At 59.6% G+C, this 19,965-nt stretch carries 14 protein-coding genes; 12 read left to right on the top strand and 2 right to left on the bottom strand.

Annotation, left to right across the window (positions count from 1 at the left end):
- Positions 1-19 precede the first annotated feature (19 nt).
- The 10 genes from LWH94_RS06510 to LWH94_RS06465 all read left to right on the top strand — a co-directional run bounded on the left by LWH94_RS06510 (position 20) and on the right by LWH94_RS06465 (position 13,675).
- Complete coding sequence (locus tag LWH94_RS06510; RefSeq protein ID WP_232901613.1) at positions 20-640, top strand: TetR/AcrR family transcriptional regulator; 621 nt, start codon at positions 20-22, stop codon at positions 638-640.
- 217 nt (positions 641-857) lie between these two features.
- Entirely contained in the window at positions 858-1,922 is a 1,065-nt protein-coding gene (locus tag LWH94_RS06505) for a hypothetical protein (RefSeq protein WP_232901612.1), read from the top strand.
- Positions 1,923-1,980: 58 nt separating this feature from the next.
- The gene (locus tag LWH94_RS06500; RefSeq protein ID WP_058341361.1) at positions 1,981-2,991 is read left to right on the top strand and encodes a putative solute-binding protein; all 1,011 of its coding nucleotides are present in this window, start codon (positions 1,981-1,983) and stop codon (positions 2,989-2,991) included.
- A 15-nt stretch (positions 2,992-3,006) separates the two neighbouring features.
- Positions 3,007-5,058 carry a TRAP transporter large permease subunit gene (locus LWH94_RS06495; protein WP_232901611.1) on the top strand — a complete coding sequence of 684 codons (2,052 nt, stop codon included), beginning with the start codon at positions 3,007-3,009 and terminating at the stop codon, positions 5,056-5,058.
- A 182-nt stretch (positions 5,059-5,240) separates the two neighbouring features.
- Positions 5,241-7,802, top strand: coding sequence for a S8 family serine peptidase (locus LWH94_RS06490; protein ID WP_232901610.1), 2,562 nt, complete (start codon positions 5,241-5,243; stop codon positions 7,800-7,802).
- A complete protein-coding gene (locus tag LWH94_RS06485; RefSeq protein ID WP_022989959.1) occupies positions 7,799-8,296 on the top strand; it encodes a protease complex subunit PrcB family protein in 498 nt (165 codons plus the stop codon). The genes LWH94_RS06490 and LWH94_RS06485 overlap by 4 nt, the downstream gene beginning before the upstream one ends.
- 100 nt (positions 8,297-8,396) lie before the next feature.
- On the top strand, positions 8,397-10,292 hold the full coding sequence (gene parE, locus LWH94_RS06480; RefSeq protein WP_199458021.1) for a DNA topoisomerase IV subunit B: 1,896 nt from the start codon (positions 8,397-8,399) through the stop codon (positions 10,290-10,292).
- Between the two features lie 96 nt (positions 10,293-10,388).
- Complete coding sequence (locus tag LWH94_RS06475; RefSeq protein WP_232901609.1) at positions 10,389-12,155, top strand: SLC13 family permease; 1,767 nt, start codon at positions 10,389-10,391, stop codon at positions 12,153-12,155.
- A gap of 336 nt (positions 12,156-12,491) precedes the next feature.
- Positions 12,492-13,040 carry a cytochrome b gene (locus tag LWH94_RS06470; protein ID WP_232901608.1) on the top strand — a complete coding sequence of 183 codons (549 nt, stop codon included), beginning with the start codon at positions 12,492-12,494 and terminating at the stop codon, positions 13,038-13,040.
- A 53-nt stretch (positions 13,041-13,093) separates the two neighbouring features.
- Positions 13,094-13,675 carry a YceI family protein gene (locus LWH94_RS06465; protein WP_022989955.1) on the top strand — a complete coding sequence of 194 codons (582 nt, stop codon included), beginning with the start codon at positions 13,094-13,096 and terminating at the stop codon, positions 13,673-13,675.
- Positions 13,676-13,745: 70 nt separating this feature from the next.
- Here the strand turns inward: LWH94_RS06465 and LWH94_RS06460 are convergent, their stop codons facing one another.
- On the bottom strand, positions 13,746-13,982 hold the full coding sequence (locus tag LWH94_RS06460; RefSeq protein WP_058341355.1) for a hypothetical protein: 237 nt from the start codon (positions 13,980-13,982) through the stop codon (positions 13,746-13,748).
- Positions 13,983-14,201: 219 nt separating this feature from the next.
- Here LWH94_RS06460 and parC point away from each other — a divergent pair, with 219 nt between their 5' ends.
- On the top strand, positions 14,202-16,514 hold the full coding sequence (parC, locus tag LWH94_RS06455) for a DNA topoisomerase IV subunit A (protein ID WP_232901607.1): 2,313 nt from the start codon (positions 14,202-14,204) through the stop codon (positions 16,512-16,514).
- Positions 16,507-17,739: a phosphoserine phosphatase SerB gene (gene serB / locus LWH94_RS06450; protein ID WP_232901606.1), complete on the top strand. Its 1,233-nt coding sequence runs from the start codon at positions 16,507-16,509 to the stop codon at positions 17,737-17,739. The genes parC and serB overlap by 8 nt, the downstream gene beginning before the upstream one ends.
- Before the next feature lie 60 nt (positions 17,740-17,799).
- Here serB and LWH94_RS06445 read toward each other — a convergent pair whose 3' ends face one another.
- The gene (locus LWH94_RS06445; RefSeq protein WP_232901605.1) at positions 17,800-19,884 is read right to left on the bottom strand and encodes an EAL domain-containing response regulator; all 2,085 of its coding nucleotides are present in this window, start codon (positions 19,882-19,884) and stop codon (positions 17,800-17,802) included.
- Positions 19,885-19,965 lie beyond the last annotated feature (81 nt).

Raw genomic sequence — 19,965 nt, 5'->3', positions numbered from 1 at the left:
GTCCCAGCAAGACAACCGGATGGCCTTTGTGAACCAGAACGAGATTCTTCAGTCCCTCATCGCCGAACAGCTTGTTTCCGACCCCGCCAGTGCTCGCGGGCGCTTGTTGAAAGAGGCGGCCAGGTTATTCCGGGACAAAGGCTACGAGCGCACCACAGTGCGCGACCTGGCGGCGGCGGTGGGTATCCAGTCTGGGAGCCTGTTTCATCACTTCCGAACCAAGGAAGAAATCCTGAAAGCGGTGATGGTGGAGACTATTCGCCTCAATACCGCCTTGATGTACGCGGCCATGGAGCAGGCGGGCACCCTGCGGGAGAAGCTCCGGGCGCTGGTGCGGGCCGAGCTGGAGTCCATCAACGGCCAGACTGGTGAGGCCATGGCGGTGCTGGTGTATGAGTGGCGGAGCTTGTCTGAGGAGTCGCAGGCGGAAGTACTGGCCCTGCGGGATCACTATGAAGGCCTGTGGCTATCGGTGCTGGAGCAACTGCGCACGGAGGGCAGTATCGATGCGGAGCCGTTCATTGTGCGTCGGATGCTGACCGGGGCCCTGAGCTGGACGGTGACCTGGTATCGCCCGGAGCGGGGCGGATTGACGCTCGATGGGTTGACTGATCAGGTGCTCGCTATTATGAAGTTGTAAAATATTCATTCACATACTTAAAAAATTTTCTGTGTCCCCTGATTTTTGGCTGATTCAAAACCTATTGTTTTATATCAATAAATTTCTCTTTTCTTGATTTCCATTCAGGCCATTGGCCTGATCGGCATATCCATTTCGGCAATCGAGCCATTTCTGTCTGACAGCAATCGCCGCATTCTTGCACCCACAACAACAAAGCAAGAAAGGTCGTCGAACTATGATCTCCTCAATGTTTTCTTACATGCGTGCTTGCCCGTCTCGCCTTCGCCAGACAGCGACCGCGGGGGCCGTGCTGTTGCTGGCCGGCTGTTCTGCAAACCCGATCTACACCACCACCGGCGTAGTGCTTTCCAATTACTCGGAGTCTGAAGCAACACCCTACGTGATGCAGATGTCGGATCCGAAGATGGCCTGCGCCCTGGGCGAAGGTGTCGACCCCCTCATGTATTCATTCTCCCGGGTAACCTCTGCACCGGATACCACCGGTTCCCTGCTGATGCTGCTGGCGGCCAACTGCATGGAATACCGCACCTGGGAAGCCGAGCTTGATTACCTGCGGGCCGATTTCAGCGGTGACGTTCCTGCCGCCAAGGATGCCCGTGAAAAGGCCAAGCGACTGCACGCCCAGACCGCGAAGCGCCGTTACCAGGCGTTCCAGCGTGCGATGGCGGCCTACGATTTTGATCCTTCAGCAGAACCCCTGGAATGTCCGTTCCTGTTCAGCGAACAGGACGAGCTGACCTTCCTGCTTGGCTTGCTGACCGGTATGCAGGCGATCGTGAACGATTCCAACTCCGGTGCCATGGCTGGTGTGCCCCGCAACATTGCGCCCCAGGCCGAGCGGGCAGCCCAGTGTGTAGACAACGAAAAGTGGGGCGGCCTGCCCAATGCCGTTCGTGCACTGGTGTGGCTGCTGCTGCCGGATACCCGCCCGGAACTGGCCCCCGACCCCTGGCAGGTGCTGGAGAACAGCGCCGAGCTGGGTGTGCAAACCGGTATGCGCGCTTCCCACGCCTTGCAGGCTGTAGCGGCTGAGACCTTCGGTCGCCCGCAGGTACTGGCCGATGCCATCGCCAGCTTCGCAGAGGCGGACGGTCGTATCGAGGTGTGGGACGAGTACCGACTGGTTGATGAGGTGGCCCGGGGCGTTGTGACCTTCTCGTCTGACAAGCACTGGACCGCCAATTACGGGCACCGCACACCGAAGAGCTACTTCGGCAAGATGAGCCCGGAACGCAGCACCGAAAACGTTGAAACCATGGACCTGGACGGCATGCTGTAGCAGCGCCGTCCGGCACGAAAACCTTATCCACAAACACAAGAATGACCCGGAGGTCGTCATGATCCGCAAATCCCTTGCCGCTTTGTCCCTTGCTGTGGCCGCACCGCTGGCTTCAGCCCAGCCTGTCTCCATGTGCGTGTTCGATGTCATCGGCGCCAACGGTGACGTTTACAACCTGGTGAAAGACTACGCACTGGAAATGAAAGCCCACGGTGTGGACTTCGAGCTCAAGCCTTACACCGATGAAGGCGTGGCCGTAGGCGACTTCAATGCCGGCCAGTGTGATGCGGTAGCGGCGACCGATATCCGTATCCGTCCGTTCAACAAGTTCACCGGCAGCATCAGTGCCGTGGGTGCCATCCCCACCTACGACGACCTGAAAACCCTGCTGGCCACCCTGGCCCAGGCCAAGGCGGCACCGCTGATGAAAGACGGCGGCTATGAAGTTCTGGGTATTGTGCCGGCCGGTGCCGGTTACCTGTTCGTGAACGACCGCAGCATCGACACCGCCGGTGAACTGGCCGGTAAGCGCATGGCGACCCTGGACTACCAGAAAGACGCCATCCACATGGTGAACTACGTGAAGGCCACCGTGGTGCCCTCCGATATCACCAACTTTGCCGGTAAGTTTAACAACGGCTCGGTTGATGCAGCCTACGCCCCGGCCTTCGCCTACGAGGCGCTGGAGCTGTACAAGGGGATTGGCGACAAGGGCGGCATTGTGGATTACCCGCTGGCCCAGCTGACCATCCAGATTGTTGCCCGTGATGAAGTGCTGGACGACGACACCGCCCAGAAAGCCCGTGATGTTGCCTGGGGTATGTACCCGCAGGCCATGAACCTGATCCAGGGCCAGGAAGAGGGTATTCCGGACGAGCAGTGGATTCGTATTCCCGAGAAAGACATCACCGGCTACCAGGAAATGTTCCGCGAGAACCGCCTGGAGATGCGTGACGGTGTGAACAACGCACCGAGTGTCTATCACCCGAAAATGATGAGCCTGCTGAGCAAGATCCGTTGTGCCAGCAATCCGGGTGCTTCCGAGTGCACCGCGGCTAACCGGGAATAATCGGAGACACTGACGATGAACTGGCGAGCGATGACCGCTACCGGCGCAAGGACGCTCTACCCCGTGCACAGGCTGCACGGGGTAATCCTGCTGCTGTTACTTCTGGCGACCCTGGCGCTGGGAATGGGCAACTCGCTCCATTCCAGGCTTTTGTGGATAGGCGAGCAGGTATGGCCCAACTATTACCTGCTTAACCCGGATGCAACCGAGCCTACCTGCAACCTGTCTGTTGATATCGACACGGAAGTGGAACGCCGGGTAGCCGCCTACAAGCCGGACCCGGACGATCTGTTCAGCTCTCCGCCTAACCCCGAGGCCATACGTAAGTCCCTGCAAAGCAACCTGGCCCTGTGTGAGCAGCGTCACCTGCAGTTCGCTGAAAACCAGAAGCATGCCACCTGGGCGTTGGGTGTGTTCAAGGATATCGAGCAGGGGCTGGCAGACTTTCTGCTCAAGAACATCGACCTGACAAAGTTCCTGTTCATTGGCATGTTTGCCATGGCTGCGGCCATCTCGGCGCTGGATGCGGACCACATTGCCTTGCGCTTGCCGAGAAACCGGGCGGAATGGCGCCTGAGCCAGGGTTCCCAGTTTGTGGTGAACGGGCTGATGCTGCTGTCGCTCAGTGCCTACGTCGGGCGACTGCAGGCATCCCCGGGGGCCGGTGACACCATAATTCTGCAATATGCCTGGTCGCTGGTGTTCGGGCTGTTCATGGTGATCAACGCCATCCGGTTCCTGTTTGTGCCGGAGCGCATGAAAGCAGGCTCCCTTGCCATGTCCTCGGGGCTGGTGGTGCCGCTGTACTGCACCATGGGCCTGATCGCCATGAGCTACTTCTTCTTTGTCGACGGCTACAGCTCAGGCCTGGCGATTTACTTCGGCATGATGTCGAACCTGTCGTCCATGTTCATCAACATCGGCCTGTATGTGCTGGTGGGCATGATGCTCAAGCAGACCCGGGTGCCGGAGCTGTTGCTGAATGTGCTCAAGCCGTTCAACCTGCCTGCACCCATGCTGGCCTCGGTGATTATCTTCGCCACCGCTTTCCCGACGGCCTTCACCGGCGCCTCCGGTATCTTCATCCTGGCTGTTGGCGGGGTAGTGTACGACGAGCTGCGTCGCGCCGGTGCAGGCCGGCAGCTGTCGCTGGCGACCACGGCGATGTCCGGCAGCCTGGGTGTGGTGCTGAATCCTTGCTTGCTGATCGTGGTGGTAGCGGCCCTGAACAAGGAAGTCACCACCACCGAGATGTATGGCTGGGGCTTCTGGGTGTTCATTATGTCGGCTTCCCTGTTCTCCTTCATCGTCTGCAAGACCGAAGGTAACTGGAAACCGCGGCCGGCCCCGGGTGCCGTTCGTGCAGCCGTGCGTGAGCTTGGCCCCCTGATTCCCTATGCCCTGACAGCAGCAGCTGTGATCCTGGTCATCTGGGTTGTGCTCGGGCTTCAGTTCAATGAATACAGTGCGCCACTGATTCTGCCGCTGGTGATGCTGGCTGTGGTGATGCTGGATGCCGGCAAGGCAGGCCAGGAAACCGGCCAGTCCAGAACCCAGGCGTTCTTCGATCGCAGCAGCTCTGCTGCCAGTGATTCGGCCGTGCATATCGGCGCCTTGCTGGCCCTGATCGGTTTCTCGATCTGCCTGGGTGGTATTCTGGAGCGTTCCGATATCGTACACGCCCTGTTCCCCGAAAGCCTGACCAGCCCCTGGTTGGCCATGATGGTGATCGTGCTGATGCTGACCGTGATCGGCATGGTGATGGACCCGTTCGGTGCCGTTATCCTGGTATCGGCCACCATTGCCCAGCCGGCCATCCAGATTGGTATCGACCCGCTGCACTTCTGGATTGTGTGCCTGGTGGCGTTCGAGCTGGGTTATCTGAGCCCGCCCGTGGCCCTCAACCACCTGCTGACCCGGCAAGTGGTTGGCGAAACCGAAGTGCTGGCTGCCGAGCGCACCGGTTCCTTCTGGCATCGTTATCAGCGCCTGTTGTTGCCGCTGGCGGTAATGGTACCCACGCTGTTACTGGTGGCGTTTGTGCCCATGCTTTTCTACGCTTTATAAGCGCAGTAGCATAAACAAAACCCGCGAAGCTCTGCTCTCGCGGGTTTTTTTACGATCAGGCTGGTGCAATATGCCTGTAAAGGTCGGTCAGGGAAGATTGGCCGTATAACCGGTAAACCTGTTGATAACGGAAAACATGCCCCGTGAAATATCTAAGTCGATCTATGGTTCTGGTGTCAGGGATGGCGGTGTTGGCCGGCTGTGGTGGCGGAGGCTCCAGTTCGTCGGTGCCTGCTTTGCCGCCTTCGCCGCTGTCCGGCGTGATCAGTATTGAAGCCAACAGCCGGGTTGACCAGGATACGATGGACCAGCTGGGGCTTGAGGGCGCACAAGCTGCAACCGGCATACAGGCTCTGCCTGCCAGCTTTGTGCTGGCCGGCTATGTCAGCGGAGCGGCAGGGACCTATCCTTCCGCCTCTGCCCAGTGCCAGCCTTTCGCCTATGCCGAGGATGCGGTGGACGAGTACTCGGTGCCCCTGGCGGCGGGGGAGACCCTCGTTCTGGAAAGTTTTGGCAGCTGCCTGGCTGACCCGGAGCTCGAGTTGCAGGTTGAAGGTGCCGGCCCGCTGCCAGCCTCTGTCAACGCTGGCCCGGCCCGTTATACCCTCACAGCCGGCGATAGCACGGAATACCGCGTAACGGTGCGCAACGCCGGGAATGCGCCCGCCCGCTACATACTGGCCAAGTCAGTCGCTTTTGGCGCCGAAGGGATGGCGTTTGACTGGCCCCGCTATCGCTTTATTGAAGGCGAAGCCGTTGTTGCCCTGGCCGACGATGACACTGTCCGAGCTGCCATGGCGACACCTGCCGCTGAAAAGGCTCGTGGCCTGGGAGCGGGTAAATGGCTGATGACCATGCCCGGCAACCGGGTTCGCAGTGCACAGGCCGGGCCAGTGGCCGACGATACACTGAACTGGATCCGGGAGTTGCGGGCGACGCCCGGTGTGCTGTCGGCTACGCCTAACTACGTGGTTTCCAGCCAGCAAACCGGTACGCCGGTGTCTGAACCGCTGTACACCCGGCAGTGGCATTATGACCTGATCAACGGGCCTGCGGCCTGGCAGCTGGCGCCCGGCGGTGGCACTGGTGTGAACGTGGCGGTGCTGGATAGCGGTTTGTTGCGTGTGCTGCCATCTGGTAACTGGCATCCGGATCTGAACGCGAATGTCTTGGCAAACACGAAGGACTTCGTTGATGGTGACAATGATCCGGAAGACCCTGGCAGCAGCGTTGGCGGCGATGTGTTCCATGGTACCCACGTAGCCGGCACGGTTGCAGCCGTGGTGAATGATGCCGGCAGTGGCGGGGTAGCTTACGGAGCGGGGCTGGTTCCGGTGCGGGTGCTGGGTGAGGGGGGTACAGGCTCATCTGCAGACCTGATTGCCGCCATCAACTGGCTGGTGGCCGGGAGCGATGGCCGGCCCTATGCAGATGTGGTCAATATGAGCCTGGGCGGTTTGCCCAGAATTCAAGACCTGGAAGACGCGATTGCCAGGGGAGTCGACAAGGGAATGGTTTTCGTGGCCGCTGCAGGTAACGCAGCTACGTCAACTTTGTCCTATCCGGCCGCATCTCCTAACGTGCTCGCTGTCAGTGCCGTGGACGGCGGAGGCCAGCTGGCTGGCTACTCCAATTTTGGCAGCTGGATTGACCTGGCAGCCCCCGGTGGTGATGCCAGCCGCGATGGCAACCTCGACGGTGCCGGTGACGTGGTCTGGAGTACTAGTGGTGAGCGGGACGGAGATATTTCGATTGCGGGTTACCGGGGGCTGCAGGGTACGTCTATGGCCTCGCCCCATGTGGCGGGCGTGCTGGCGCTGATGAAGGCCCGTGACCCGGCCATGAACTATGACAAGGTGCGCGTTTGGCTTCAGGGCGGTCAGATGACGGACGGCCAGGCACGCCGGAATGACACCCTGGGCTGGGGTGTACTGGATGCTGCCCGGGCAGTTTCTGCGGCTGGTACCGGCTTTGCGGATACCATTCTTTCGGCATCGCCGGCCCTGGTGTCACTCAGCAACGAGGGCGAGCAGAGCGTATCGGTAGAGCTCAGCGTTTTCGGCGATGGTAATGTTTCCAACCTGTCGCTGGGTGATATGCCGGCCTGGATAGACGTCACCGGGTGCCAGTCCGCGCCGCCATGCGCACTGCAGGTAACGTTGCTCAAAGACCAGCTCACGCCGGATGAACCGGCCCGGGGCTCTATCGTGGTGAACTACCAGGTAGATGGTGCCAGTGCAGATCCGCTGTCCATCCCGGTCATCGGCCAGCTGGTCAGCGACGAACAGGCCCGAAACGCCGGCCGGCACTTTGTGCTGCTGGTTAACACCGAGCCCAATGAAGATAACCTGTATATGGCCGAGTCCCAGGTGACCCTGGATGCGGAAAACGGCGTCTATTCGTTCCGCTTCGAGAACGACGATGGCGAAGAGCCGCAGCAGCTTCGCGAGGTGCGCCCGGGAGACTACTATCTTGTAGCTGGCAGTGACCTGGATGGTGACGGAATCATCTGCCAGCCGGGCGAGGCCTGCGCCGAATATCCGATTACCGGCTTGCGGGAGGTGATTACCATCGAGGAAGGCCAAAGCCTCTCGGATATCCGCCTGACCACCGGTTTCTCCCGGCCCACGATTTCTGCGGCTTCACCGGATATACTGCCCCGGCCCGGTTTTCAGGGGTATCAGCTGAGGACTCCGGAGACACAAACCGGCCCGGCCGACAATCGAATCAGGATGACGCAATGAACCGATTTCCCCTTAAACCTGCAACCGCAGTACTCGCTGCCACGCTGCTGGCGGCCTGTAGTGCCAATGCCCCCAAGGAAGCCCAGCCTGCGCCGCAGGTGCGGCAGGTTACCCAGTCGGCCCATTGCGGCCTGACCGGTCCCGGTGTGGCGCCGGTCAGCTCGCCGGAAGCGCTGGAGAAGCTGTTGGGTGTCAGTGGCCAGAATATGGCCACCGGCGTAATCCGGCAGGTGGACCTGGCGTCAGAGCAGCTCATTATCGTGACTCTGGGGCAGAAACCTACGGCCGGCTACAGTGTCGGCCTGCAGGATTTCCAGTGGCAGGAGCCGGTACTGAAACTGGCCATGCAGGTGAATTCACCGGCACCGGATATGATGGTGGCGCAGGTGATTACTTCACCTTGTGTGGTGCTGGCGGTGAAGGGCGACCACTGGCAAAGGCTGGAAGTGTCTGGCCTTACGCCTCAGCCCATCGTCAAAACCGCTGGAAAGTGACGCGGTCCGGCACCGGCACAAAACAACCGTTGATCTTTCAGCGTGAATCCCTAAGCTATGGCTCAGCTTTCACGACCAATTGCGGAGTCATGCCGTCCCTATGAGCCAGCAACAATATAACGCCGACGCTATTGAAGTCCTCAGTGGCCTGGACCCGGTGCGCAAGCGCCCGGGCATGTACACCGACACCTCAAGGCCCAACCACCTGGCTCAGGAAGTGATCGACAACAGTGTGGATGAGGCACTGGCCGGGCATGCCCGCAGAATCGACGTAGTTCTTCACAGTGACAATTCCCTGAGCGTGGAAGACGACGGCCGGGGGATGCCCGTCGATATTCACAAAGAACAGGGCGTGCCCGGGGTCGAACTGATCCTGACCCGCCTGCACGCCGGCGGCAAGTTCTCTGAAGGTAACTACAACTTCTCCGGTGGTTTGCACGGTGTGGGTGTCTCGGTTGTGAATGCCCTGTCCACCCACCTGGAAGTGCTGATCAAGCGTGACGGCCAGCTGCACCGGATGACCTTCGCCAACGGCGATAAGGCTTCCGAGCTGGAAGTGGTCGACACTGTTGGCAAGCGCAACACCGGTACCCGCCTGAAGTTCACGCCGGATCCGAAATACTTCGACAGTCCCAATTTCTCGGTCAGCCGCCTGCGCCATAACCTGCGCGCCAAGGCCGTACTGTGCCCGGGCCTTCGGGTGACCTTCCTGCAGGAAAAGACCGGCGAAAAAGACGAGTGGTTCTACGAGGACGGCCTGCGGGATTATCTGCGCACGGCGCTGGCGGATATCGAAGCGGTCCCGCTGGAACCGTTTACCGGCAGCTTCTCCGGTAACAAAGAAGCCGTAGACTGGGCCATCCAGTGGTTGCCGGAAGGCGGCGACGCGGTGATGGAAAGCTACGTAAACCTGATTCCTACCGCCCAGGGCGGCACCCACGTAAACGGCCTGCGTACCGGCCTGCTCGAAGCCATGCGGGAATTCTGCGAGTTCCGCAGCTTGCTGCCCCGGGGCGTTAAGCTGTCACCGGAAGATATCTGGGAGCGGGTGGCCTATGTGCTCTCGTTCAAGATGCAGGAACCCCAGTTCTCCGGCCAGACCAAGGAGCGTTTGTCGTCCCGCGAAGCCGCGGCGTTCGTGTCTGGCGTGGTCAAGGATGCCTTCAGCCTGTGGCTGAACCAGCATACCGACATCGCCGAGGTACTGGCCGAGCTGTTTATCAGCAATGCCCAGCGCCGTCTGCGGGCCAGCAAGAAAGTAGCCCGTAAGAAAGTCACCTCCGGCCCGGCGCTGCCCGGCAAGCTGGCCGACTGTTCCGGCTCGGACACCAACCGCTCGGAGCTGTTCCTGGTGGAAGGGGACTCGGCCGGTGGTTCTGCCAAGCAGGCCCGGGACCGGGAGTTCCAGGCGGTCATGCCGCTACGGGGTAAGATTCTGAATACCTGGGAGGTGGATTCCGGTGAAATCCTCGCGTCTCAGGAAGTTCACGACATTGCCGTTGCCATCGGGGTAGACCCCGGTTCTGACGACCTGGCCGGCCTGCGATACAACAAAGTATGCATCCTGGCCGATGCCGACTCCGACGGCCTGCACATCGCGACCCTGCTGTGTGCGCTGTTTGTGAAGCACTTCCGGCCGCTGGTATCCGCCGGCCATGTGTTTGTCGCCATGCCGCCGTTGTACCGGGTGGATCTGGGTAAGGAAACCTTCTATGCCCTGGACGAGCACGAGAAGCAGGGCATTATTGACCGGCTGGAAGCCGAGAAGCGCCGGGGCAAGCTTCAGGTAACGCGCTTCAAGGGCCTGGGTGAGATGAACCCGCTTCAGTTGCGGGAAACCACCATGGCCCCGGATACCCGCCGCCTGGTGATGCTGACCCTGGAAGACGGTGATGACACCGACGAGCGTATGGACATGCTGCTGGGCAAGAAGCGCGCCTCGGACCGCCGGGCCTGGCTGGAAGCCTACGGCAATATGGCAGACGTTGCGGTTTGATATTCCTTAATAAACTATAAAAATCGATAGTTATTCTTTCTCAGAATTTGTCTGCCTCGCTATCCTGCCAGTTTTTGAACCGGAAAAGACCGAGTTATGGACTGGCAAGGATGGTTTTCCCTGGGGCTTGCGCTGGCGGCCCTGTTATTGATGAGTTCCGGCCGCTTTGCACCGCACATGGTGATGATGGCGGCCTTGGTGGTGCTCAGTGCCAGCGGCATTATCTCGGCTGACCAGGCACTGGCCGGGTTCAGCAATAGTGGTCTGATTACTGTTGTCGCCATGTTTGTGGTAGCGGCGGGTATTCATCATTCCGGCGGCGTTGATCTGTTGGTGAACCACCTCCTGCGCAGCCCCAAATCCGTCCGTTCCGCCCAGGCCCGTATTGCGCTGCCCGTCGCCTTGTTGAGCGGTTTCCTGAACAACACGCCGGTGGTTGCCACCATGATCCCCGCCGTTCATGCCTGGTCACGGAAGATCGGCATCGCACCCTCCAAGCTAATGATTCCGTTAAGTTACTCGGCCATTCTGGGGGGCACCCTGACGCTGATCGGCACCAGTACCAATCTGGTGGTCAACGGGCAGTACCAGCAGCTGACAGGTGAAGCCGGATTCTCGATCTTCTCGATCAGCGTTGTTGGCCTGCCGGTGGCCATCATCGGGCTGGCGGTGATGTTGCTGGTGATGCCACGGGTGTTGCCAGACCGTAAAGACCAGCAAAAGTTTGGCTCCATGAGGGAGTTCACCCTGGAGGTGGCGGTGTCCCCCGGCGGCCCACTGGTCGGGAAAACCGTGGGTGAAGCCGGATTGCGGGAGCTGGAGCGCCTGTACCTGGTGGAGATCGAGCGGGACGGTAGCCTGGTTACGGCGGTACCCTCCGAGGAACGGCTGCGTGGCGGCGACCGGCTTGTGTTTGCCGGTGACACCCAGGCGATTTCTGACCTGCTACGCATCAATGGCATCGTGCCGTCGGTGCACGATGATGAGCCCAGCCTCAGTAAGGACCGTGCGGAGCGGAGGTTGGTTGAGGCCGCGCTGTCTCCCCAATCTGACGTGCTGGGGCTGACCATCCGGGACGCAAGGTTCCGGGACCGTTACGGTGCAGTGGTGCTGGCGGTTGCCCGGGGTGGCGAACGGGTGTCCGGCAACCTCGGCAATATCCGGCTGAAGCCCGGGGACGTGTTGCTGCTGGAGGCGCGCCCGGCGTTTGTCAGTCGCCAGCGCTACAACAAGGATTTCCTGTTGATTAATGACCTGGAAACCGAAACGCCACGGCATGACCGGGCGTGGTTATCCTGGGGTATCCTGCTGGTTTTTGTGGGGCTGGCGGCTTGCGGAGTGCTGAGTATGCTCAATGCGGCCCTGCTGGGGGCTGCAATGATGATACTTTTAGGTTGCTGCTCGGTGGGCCAGGCCCAGAAGTCGGTGGATGTGCCGGTTATGCTGACCATTGCCGCGTCCTTTGCACTCGGAGCAGCACTGGAAGAAACGGGAGCGGCCACGTTTATGGCCGAGGGCATTCTGGCGCTCAGTACAGGTCAGGCTTTGCTGACGCTGTTTCTGGTCTACTGCGCGGTTTCGTTTCTGACGGAAGTGATCACCAATAATGCAGCCGCAGTGTTGGTCATTCCGGTTGTGCTATCGATGACCAACAGCATGGGCGTTCCGGCAGAGCCTTTCGTGATTGCCGTGATGATGGCCGCCTCTGCCAGCTTTGCCACGCCCTTGGGGTATCAGACCAATATGATGGTTTTCGGGCCCGGAGGTTACCGCTTTTCCGACTTTGTGAAAGTGGGGTTGCCAATGAATCTTTTGGTGGGGCTGACGACGGTGGCAGTCATTGCCACTGTGTATGGGTTGTAAAAAGAAAACCCGGCCTTGGCCGGGTTTTCCAGAAATCAGTTGTTGCTGGGTACTACTACGGATTCGTCGAAGTCGAGTTCCATGTCGTTTCCTCTCGGTCACTGAGGCCCCGCGACGGGGCGGATTTAAAGTATGAGTAAATTTTATATCCGACATGAATTTCGACAATCCGTAGAACCGCATACGCCAAAAGTGGTGGATGTCAACCTCTGTGGATTCTTGATCAGAAATTCTGATGCTGGCCTGCAAAACATTCTGGTTGGTTCACTGTCGGAGGCTCTCTAGACTAGCGCTTAAAGATTGCGAACTCGATTTCAGCCCGGGAGGGGCATTGGCATGTCGCTAAAGAATTCTGAACATCACTATGGCTGGCTGGCCGTTGTCCTGCACTGGCTGGTAGCGGCTGTCGTGGTTGGGCTGTTCGCCCTGGGATTCTGGATGGTGGATCTGTCCTACTATGATGAATGGTATCGAAAAGGGCCGGACCTGCACCGGAGCATCGGGCTGATACTGTTTGCGGTGGTGGTGTTCCGGTTGCTGTGGCGGCTTGTAAACACCAGCCCCAGGCCCCTGGCCAGCCACAAGCGCTGGGAAGTCGTCTCGGCCCATGTGGCCCACAGCCTGCTGTACGTGCTGATGTTTGTCGCGATGGGCAGTGGCTACCTGATTACCACGGCAGACGGTTCGTCGATCAGTGTCTTCGGCTTGTTTGACGTGCCGTCGCTGACCGGTCGGGTGAAGGGTATGGAAGACACTGCGGGTGCCGTTCACTACTGGAGTACCTGGGCACTGGTCGGCCTGGCGGGACTACACGCCCTTGGCGCCCTGAAACACCACTTTATAGACCGGGATGAAACCTTACGCCGGATGTCAGGCCGCGCCTGATTGCCGGAATGTTGTAGAAATTGCTCAAATAAACTGTGTAACAGGAGAACACCATGAAAAAGATTTTCTTGGCATCTGCATTGTCACTGGCCGTTGCCGGCACCGTCCAGGCGGATGATCACAGCGGCACCTACGCGTTTGATACCCAGGGTGCGCACCAGTTCGTTACCTTCAAGATTTCTCACCTGGGTTACAGCTGGCTGTATGGCCGCTTTAACGACTTCGATGGCGAGTTCACCTACGACGCGGAAAACCCGGAGAACAGCTCGGTATCTGTAACCATCGATACCTCCAGCGTCGACTCCAACCACGCCGAGCGGGACAAGCACCTGCGCAGCGAAGACTTCCTGCACGTGGGTGAGTTCCCGGAAGCCACCTTCAAGAGCAAGCGCGTAGTGCTGGATGAAGAAGGCGAGGCAGACATTATCGGCGACCTGACCCTGCGCGGCGTAACCCGTGAAGTGACCCTGGATACCGAGCTGCTGGGCCACGGCCAGGATCCCTGGGGCGGTTACCGCATGGGTTTCGAGGCTGAAACCGAGCTGAAACTGAAAGACTTCGGTATTCCGATGGACCTGGGCAAGGCCTCAGAGACAGTGAAAATCGAGATTTCTGTAGAAGGTATTCGTCAGTAAGTACGAAAAAAGGCGCCCCGGGAATAACCCCGGGCCGCCTTTTTCAGCTATTTCCTTTCCTGAGCGCCGCTCAGCTTTCCTGGGCGCTTCCTGTGTGTTCTGCAGACCGGCACAAATACCGCTGCCGCCAGAACTGTCCCGAAAAAACCACGATCCAGATAACGAAACCCGCCCATAAATAGGGCTCGGGTACCTGGAACGTGCCACTGATAGCAAACTCCACCAGTAGCATCAGGACAACCGCCAGAACGGCGTTGACCAGGGCCGTGACCATGGCATGCCCGCAGGCTTTCAGATTGGGTTTCATAGGTTTCCGCTTGGTTAAAGATAAGACGGCTTTCTACTCACTGTGGCGAGAATACGGCGCACCTTACAGACTCTCCATGCGGGAATTCCGCTATTGGAAATTGGTGTATCCGGGCTGGCGTCCATATAATGTGCCGACATTGCCCGAAGCACACGGCGGGCACAGAGGTTAGCACCACAACCACATTTCAAAACAGGCAGTTAAGGCAAAGAGGCATCTATGCCAGAGTTTCAGACAACGGATGAAGGTTTCGAGCGGGTCTCCCTCAGGGATTATACCGAGAAGGCCTATCTGGACTATTCCATGTACGTCATCCTCGACCGGGCATTGCCCAACGTGGGTGACGGGCTCAAGCCGGTACAGCGCCGGATTGTATATGCCATGTCGGAGCTGGGACTGAAGTCCACCTCCAAGTACAAGAAGTCCGCCCGTACCGTGGGTGACGTGTTGGGTAAGTTCCATCCCCATGGCGACAGCGCCTGTTATGAAGCCATGGTGCTGATGGCCCAGCCGTTTTCCTACCGCTATCCGCTGGTAGACGGCCAGGGTAACTGGGGTTCCCCGGACGATCCCAAGTCCTTTGCTGCCATGCGTTATACCGAATCCCGCCTGGCGCCCTTCGCTGATGTGCTGCTGGGAGAGCTGGGGCAGGGCACCGTGGACTGGACGCCTAACTTTGACGGCACCATGGAAGAACCTTCGGTACTGCCGGCACGCCTGCCCCATGTGCTTCTGAACGGTACTACCGGCATTGCCGTGGGTATGGCGACCGACATTCCGCCCCACAACGTGCGGGAAGTGGCAGCTGCCTGTATCCGCCTGCTGGATGAGCCGGATGCCACCGTTGACCAGCTGTGTGAACACATCAAGGGCCCGGATTTCCCGACCCGTGCTGAAATCATTACCCCGCGCAAAGACCTGCGGCAAATGTACGAAACCGGCCGCGGTTCGTTGCGCATGCGCGCCCGCTGGGTTCGCGAGAGCGGAGAGGTCGTCATTACCGACCTGCCGCACCAGGTTTCCGGTAACCGGGTGCTGGAGCAGATTGCCCAGCAGATGCAAACCAAGAAGCTGCCCATGGTGGCAGACCTTCGGGACGAGTCAGACCACGAAAATCCCACCCGCCTGGTGATTGTACCGCGTTCCAACCGGGTAGACCTGGACGGCCTGATGGCCCACCTGTTTGCCAGCACAGACCTTGAGAAAACCTACCGGGTGAACATCAATGTGATCGGCAATGACGGCCGCCCCGGGGTGAAAGGCCTGCGTACCATGCTGACCGAGTGGCTGGCGTTCCGGAAAACCACCGTCACCCGCCGCCTGCAGCATCGCCTGGATAAGGTCCTGGCGCGCCTGCACATTCTGGAAGGCTTGCTGATCGCCTATCTGAATATCGATGAAGTGATCGAGATTATCCGTACCGAAGACAAGCCCAAGGCCGAGTTGATGGCCCGTTTCGGGCTGTCGGCGGACCAGGCCGAAGCCATCCTCGAGCTGAAACTGCGCCACCTGGCCAAGCTCGAGGAAATGAAGATCCGTGGCGAACAGGACGAGCTGGCCGCCGAGCGCGACGAGCTGCAGTCCATTCTGGGCTCGGAAGACCGTTTGCGGGAACTGATCAAGACCGAGCTGAAGCAGGATGCCGAAACCTTCGGTGATGATCGCCGTTCACCGATCGTTGAGCGGGAAGAGGCCCGGGCCTTCAGTGAAACCGACCTGGTATCTAACGACCCGGTTACCGTTGTGCTGTCTGACAAAGGCTGGGTGCGGGCCGCCAAGGGCCATGATATCGATCCGGCAGGCCTCAGCTACAAGTCTGGCGACCGCTTTGCCCTGGCTGCCCGGGGCCGCAACAACCAGCATGCCATCTTCCTGGACTCCACCGGCCGGGCCTATGCCCTGATGGCTCATAGTCTGCCCTCTGCCCGGGGGCAGGGTGAGCCTTTGACCGGCCGCATCAACCCGCCGTCCGGCGCCACCTTCTCCGGCTTGCTGATGGGTAATCCTGAACGTAAGGCGCTGCTGGTGACCGATGGCGGCTACGGCTTTGTGACGTCACTGAACGACATGGTCAGCAAGAACCGCGCCGGCAAGGCGGTGGTTTCGGTGCCGAAGGGGGCGCGGATCATGCCTCCGGTCGTAATCCCGGAAACCGCGTCCACCCTGTATCTCGCGGCGGTTTCCAACGAGGGCCGGATGCTGGTGTTCCCGCTCACAGAGCTGCCGGAACTGGCCAAGGGTAAGGGTAACAAGATCATCAGTATTCCCTCGGCCCGGGTACAGAGCCGCGAAGAGTATGTGGTTGCGGTCGCCGTGTTCGGCGAAGAAGACCAGGTGGAAGTGAAGGCCGGCAAGCGCAAGCTGGGGCTGAAATTCGGCGACCTGGAACATTACCTCGGTGAGCGTGGGCGTCGTGGCCACAAGTTGCCGAGAGGCTTGCAGCGGGTAGATGGCATTGATGTGATTCCGTCTGCCTCCCGGGCGCAGGAAGAAGCACAGGAACAGGAAGGGGAGAGCACAGACAGTGAGTGAGCTGGTACTGGTAAACGTATCCGGGCGCGACAAGCCCGGGCTGACGTCGGAAATTACCGGCATCATGGGCCAGTATGATGTGCGCATCCTGGATATCGGCCAGGCGGTGATCCACGATCACCTGACCTGGGGCATCCTGATCGAAATTCCGGACGAGTCCAAGTCGTCTCCGGTCATCCGGGACCTGCTGTTCCGCCTGCACTCGCTGGACCTGCAGGTGCGCTTTGCGCCGATTACCGTCGAGGAATACCAGGCCTGGGCGGAAGGCCGTAACCGTGCCTGTTACATCGTCACCCTTCTGTCCCGTGACATCAAGGCAGAACAGATTGCCCGGGTGTCGGCGATTACCGCCCGCCATGGCCTGAACATCGATAACATTACCCGGCTGTCGGCCCGGCCTTCGCTCAATCCGAGCGACAACCGGATTGCCTGTGTGGAGTTTTCGGTGCGCGGCACGCCGTCAGACCTGGAACAGCTGCGGGCGGATTTCCTGCACATTGCCGGCGAGATGAATGTGGATATCGCCTTCCAGGAAGATTCCATCTTCCGGCGTAATCGCCGCCTGGTGGTGTTTGATATGGACTCCACCCTGATCGAGGCGGAAGTGATCGACGAGCTGGCCCATGAAGCCGGTGTCGGCGAGCAGGTGGCCGAAATCACCGAGCGGGCCATGCATGGCGAGCTGGATTTCAGCCAGAGCTTTGCCGAGCGCCTGGCGCTGCTGAAAGGCCTCGATGAATCCGTTCTGGAGGGTATCGCTAACCGCCTGCGTATGACCGAGGGCGCCGAGCACCTGATCCGCAGCCTGAAGGCGCTGGGCTATCGTACGGCTATTCTGTCTGGCGGCTTCACCTACTTTGCCCGCCACCTGCAGCAGAAGCTGGGCATCGATTATATCTATGCCAACGAGCTGGAGATTGTCGACGGCAAGGTGACCGGCCAGGTAAAGGGCCAGATTGTCGATGGCAAGCGCAAGGCCGAGTTGCTGCTGGAGATTGCCGGTAAGGAGCATATCTCCCGGGAGCAGGTGATTGCCGTGGGTGATGGTGCCAACGACCTGCCCATGCTCAGCCAGGCTGGCCTGGGCGTGGCGTTCCGGGCCAAGCCGCTGGTGAAGGAGTCCGCCCGGCACTCCATCTCCACCCTGGGGCTGGATGCGATTCTCTACCTGATCGGTTTCCGGGAAAGCGAAACCAACCTGTTTTTGCAGAATCCCGACCGCTGAAACGAACAAAGGGCGAGGTATCACACCTCGCCCTTTGTTTTTCTGGCACCTGTTGCCGGATCAGCCTGCCCCGAAATCGTAGTTCATGGCCGGCGACGGTGCCTGCAGGTAGTTACCCTGGATAAAGTTCACACCCGCCTGGTACAGCAGGGCCAGCACGCTGGCATGCTGCACATCCGGGATGATGGTGATCTTGCCAGCGTTCTGAAGGCCCTTCACCATGGCTTTCAGTTGCTCCTTGCCGGCATCACCCTTGTCCACTTCCTCCACAAAGGATCCATCCAGGCGAACGTAGTCGGCTTCAATGTGTTTCAGGGTGTTGTACGGGTCCAGCGCGCAGCCGAACTGGGAGATAGACACCTTGCTGTGCAGCTGGTGCGCCGCCTTGGTGAACTCCTTGGCCTGCTTCATGAAGTTGTTGGCATCGCCTTCACGGAACTGGAAGATCAGGGCATCACCGGGCAGCCTCGCGGCTTGCAGGGCAACGCTCAGCCAGGGTGTGAAGGTCTTGTCCTGAACGGTTTCAGCAGACAGGTTGAGGAACAGCCGGGTATCGTGGCCGCTGGCACGATGGCTGGCCAGTTGCTTGATGGTCTGCAGGATCATCCAGCGGTCAATCCGGGTGGCGGCATCGTCACGGCCAACCGGCGGCAGCTTGTCGAAGGGCGAGACTTCGTTGTTGTCTTTATCCAGCATCAACACGGTGACTTCGTAGTGCTCATCGCCTTCACCGCGCAGGTTCATGATCGGCTGGTACATCACCCGGAACCGGCCATCTTCCATGGCCTTGAGAATCGCATCGGCGGAATTGGATTCCTCGATGGTTTCGTAGTCTGCGGGGTTGTATACCTTGACGCCGTTGCCGCGCTCGTGGCCTTCCAGTTTCTTTACATCGCCGGAAGCGACATGGGCACGCCCCATCAGTTCTTCAGCCTTCGGGGAGTTCTCCGTAATGGCGGCAACACCAATGGATACCGTTAGCGGCACGGTACGGCCATTGATGTCGAACAGGTGATCATCCACCGCCTTGCGAACGCCCTCGCACAGCATGGCCATGCCTTTCTCGTCACAGGGCATGCACATCATGCAGAAGGCGTCGTCGCTGAGCCGGGCCAGGGTAATGCCCTCGCCGCTGTTGTCCTTGAGCAGGGCGGCAACATCGCCCAGCAACAGGTCTGTGCCGGAGATGCCGATCTGGTGTTTGATGCTCTGGAAGTTGTCCAGGGCAATGTAGGCAAGGGCACCGGTCTGGTTGTTCTTGCCTGCCTCGGCGATGGTGCGGGCCAGTTCGTCCATTAGGTACTGACGGTTGTAAAGGCCGGTGAGCAGGTCCTGGCTGCTGATCTGCTTCAGCTTTTCTTCCAGCTCGGCATCATTGTGTTCCGGTTGCAGCACAATCTGGGTGCAGGCTTCGCCGTCGTAGGTGGCGGCAGAGACCGACATGGTAACGGCCAGCTCCTGGTCGTCGCTGCGGCGGGCGGTGCAGTTCATGGTCATGCCGTCTTTGCGTTCTTCGGCAAAGGCTTTCATGAATTCCTTGTACCGCTCCTGGCTCTCCGGCGTCAGGGTATCCAGGACCGGGATGCAAATCAGGTCGTCGATATCGTCGTAGCCGAGGAATTCCATGTACGACTGGTTGGCGTAGATGTGCATGCCGTCGTTGATGTAGGCAATGGCATCCTTGGAGCTTTCCAGCAGCAGCTGGCAACGCTGCTCGGCTTCGCGCAGGTGGGATTCGAGGGTTCGGCGCCGGCGCCGGTCTTCCAGTGCGGCAAGCTCACGCTTGGCCACCAGAACCAGCAAGTCTTTGTATTCAAAGGGTACTGCATCCTGGGCGCCGGCCCGGATGATGTTGACGGTACGCTCGCGATCGTATTCTTCAGTCAGCAGAACAAAGGGAATGTCCTTGTCCATCCGTTTGATGGTAGCCAGGGCATCATCCGGGCCGAATTCCTGCTCCAGGTCCCGGGCCAGGAACAGGTCCCAGTTGGAGTTTTTCAGGGCGTCTTCGAGGTCTTCTTCGGATGTGATTCTGTGCGCCCTGGTCGCTTTGCCGGAGTTGCGCAGCAAGCTGACCATGGATTCTGCGTCGTTCTGGGAGGGATCCAGAATCAGAAGGTGTACGGTCGCGGTTTTTTTCTGCATTCCGAGGGCTCTGCATCAAGAAAGGTAGACATACGTTAATGCCTGAATGATGCAGGGGTTGGCGACCAATAACAACCCTGA

The organism is Marinobacter sp. G11 (genome assembly GCF_021282325.1).
In the GTDB taxonomy this organism is placed as follows: Bacteria; Pseudomonadota; Gammaproteobacteria; order Pseudomonadales; family Oleiphilaceae; genus Marinobacter; species Marinobacter vinifirmus.
Note: the sequence above shows the minus strand (reverse complement) of the source record. Positions and strands in the feature narration are given on the sequence as shown.

Excerpts from the sequence above, each read along its gene's own strand:
- LWH94_RS06510 (WP_232901613.1), top strand. The coding sequence starts at position 20 with ATGGCCTTTGTGAACCAGAACGAGATTCTTCAGTCCCTCATCGCCGAA.
- LWH94_RS06505 (WP_232901612.1), top strand. The coding sequence starts at position 858 with ATGATCTCCTCAATGTTTTCTTACATGCGTGCTTGCCCGTCTCGCCTT.
- LWH94_RS06500 (WP_058341361.1), top strand. The coding sequence starts at position 1,981 with ATGATCCGCAAATCCCTTGCCGCTTTGTCCCTTGCTGTGGCCGCACCG.
- LWH94_RS06495 (WP_232901611.1), top strand. The coding sequence starts at position 3,007 with ATGAACTGGCGAGCGATGACCGCTACCGGCGCAAGGACGCTCTACCCC.
- LWH94_RS06490 (WP_232901610.1), top strand. The coding sequence starts at position 5,241 with ATGGCGGTGTTGGCCGGCTGTGGTGGCGGAGGCTCCAGTTCGTCGGTG.
- LWH94_RS06485 (WP_022989959.1), top strand. The coding sequence starts at position 7,799 with ATGAACCGATTTCCCCTTAAACCTGCAACCGCAGTACTCGCTGCCACG.
- parE (WP_199458021.1), top strand. The coding sequence starts at position 8,397 with ATGAGCCAGCAACAATATAACGCCGACGCTATTGAAGTCCTCAGTGGC.
- LWH94_RS06475 (WP_232901609.1), top strand. The coding sequence starts at position 10,389 with ATGGACTGGCAAGGATGGTTTTCCCTGGGGCTTGCGCTGGCGGCCCTG.
- LWH94_RS06470 (WP_232901608.1), top strand. The coding sequence starts at position 12,492 with ATGTCGCTAAAGAATTCTGAACATCACTATGGCTGGCTGGCCGTTGTC.
- LWH94_RS06465 (WP_022989955.1), top strand. The coding sequence starts at position 13,094 with ATGAAAAAGATTTTCTTGGCATCTGCATTGTCACTGGCCGTTGCCGGC.
- LWH94_RS06460 (WP_058341355.1), bottom strand. The coding sequence starts at position 13,982 with ATGAAACCCAATCTGAAAGCCTGCGGGCATGCCATGGTCACGGCCCTG.
- parC (WP_232901607.1), top strand. The coding sequence starts at position 14,202 with ATGCCAGAGTTTCAGACAACGGATGAAGGTTTCGAGCGGGTCTCCCTC.
- LWH94_RS06445 (WP_232901605.1), bottom strand. The coding sequence starts at position 19,884 with ATGCAGAAAAAAACCGCGACCGTACACCTTCTGATTCTGGATCCCTCC.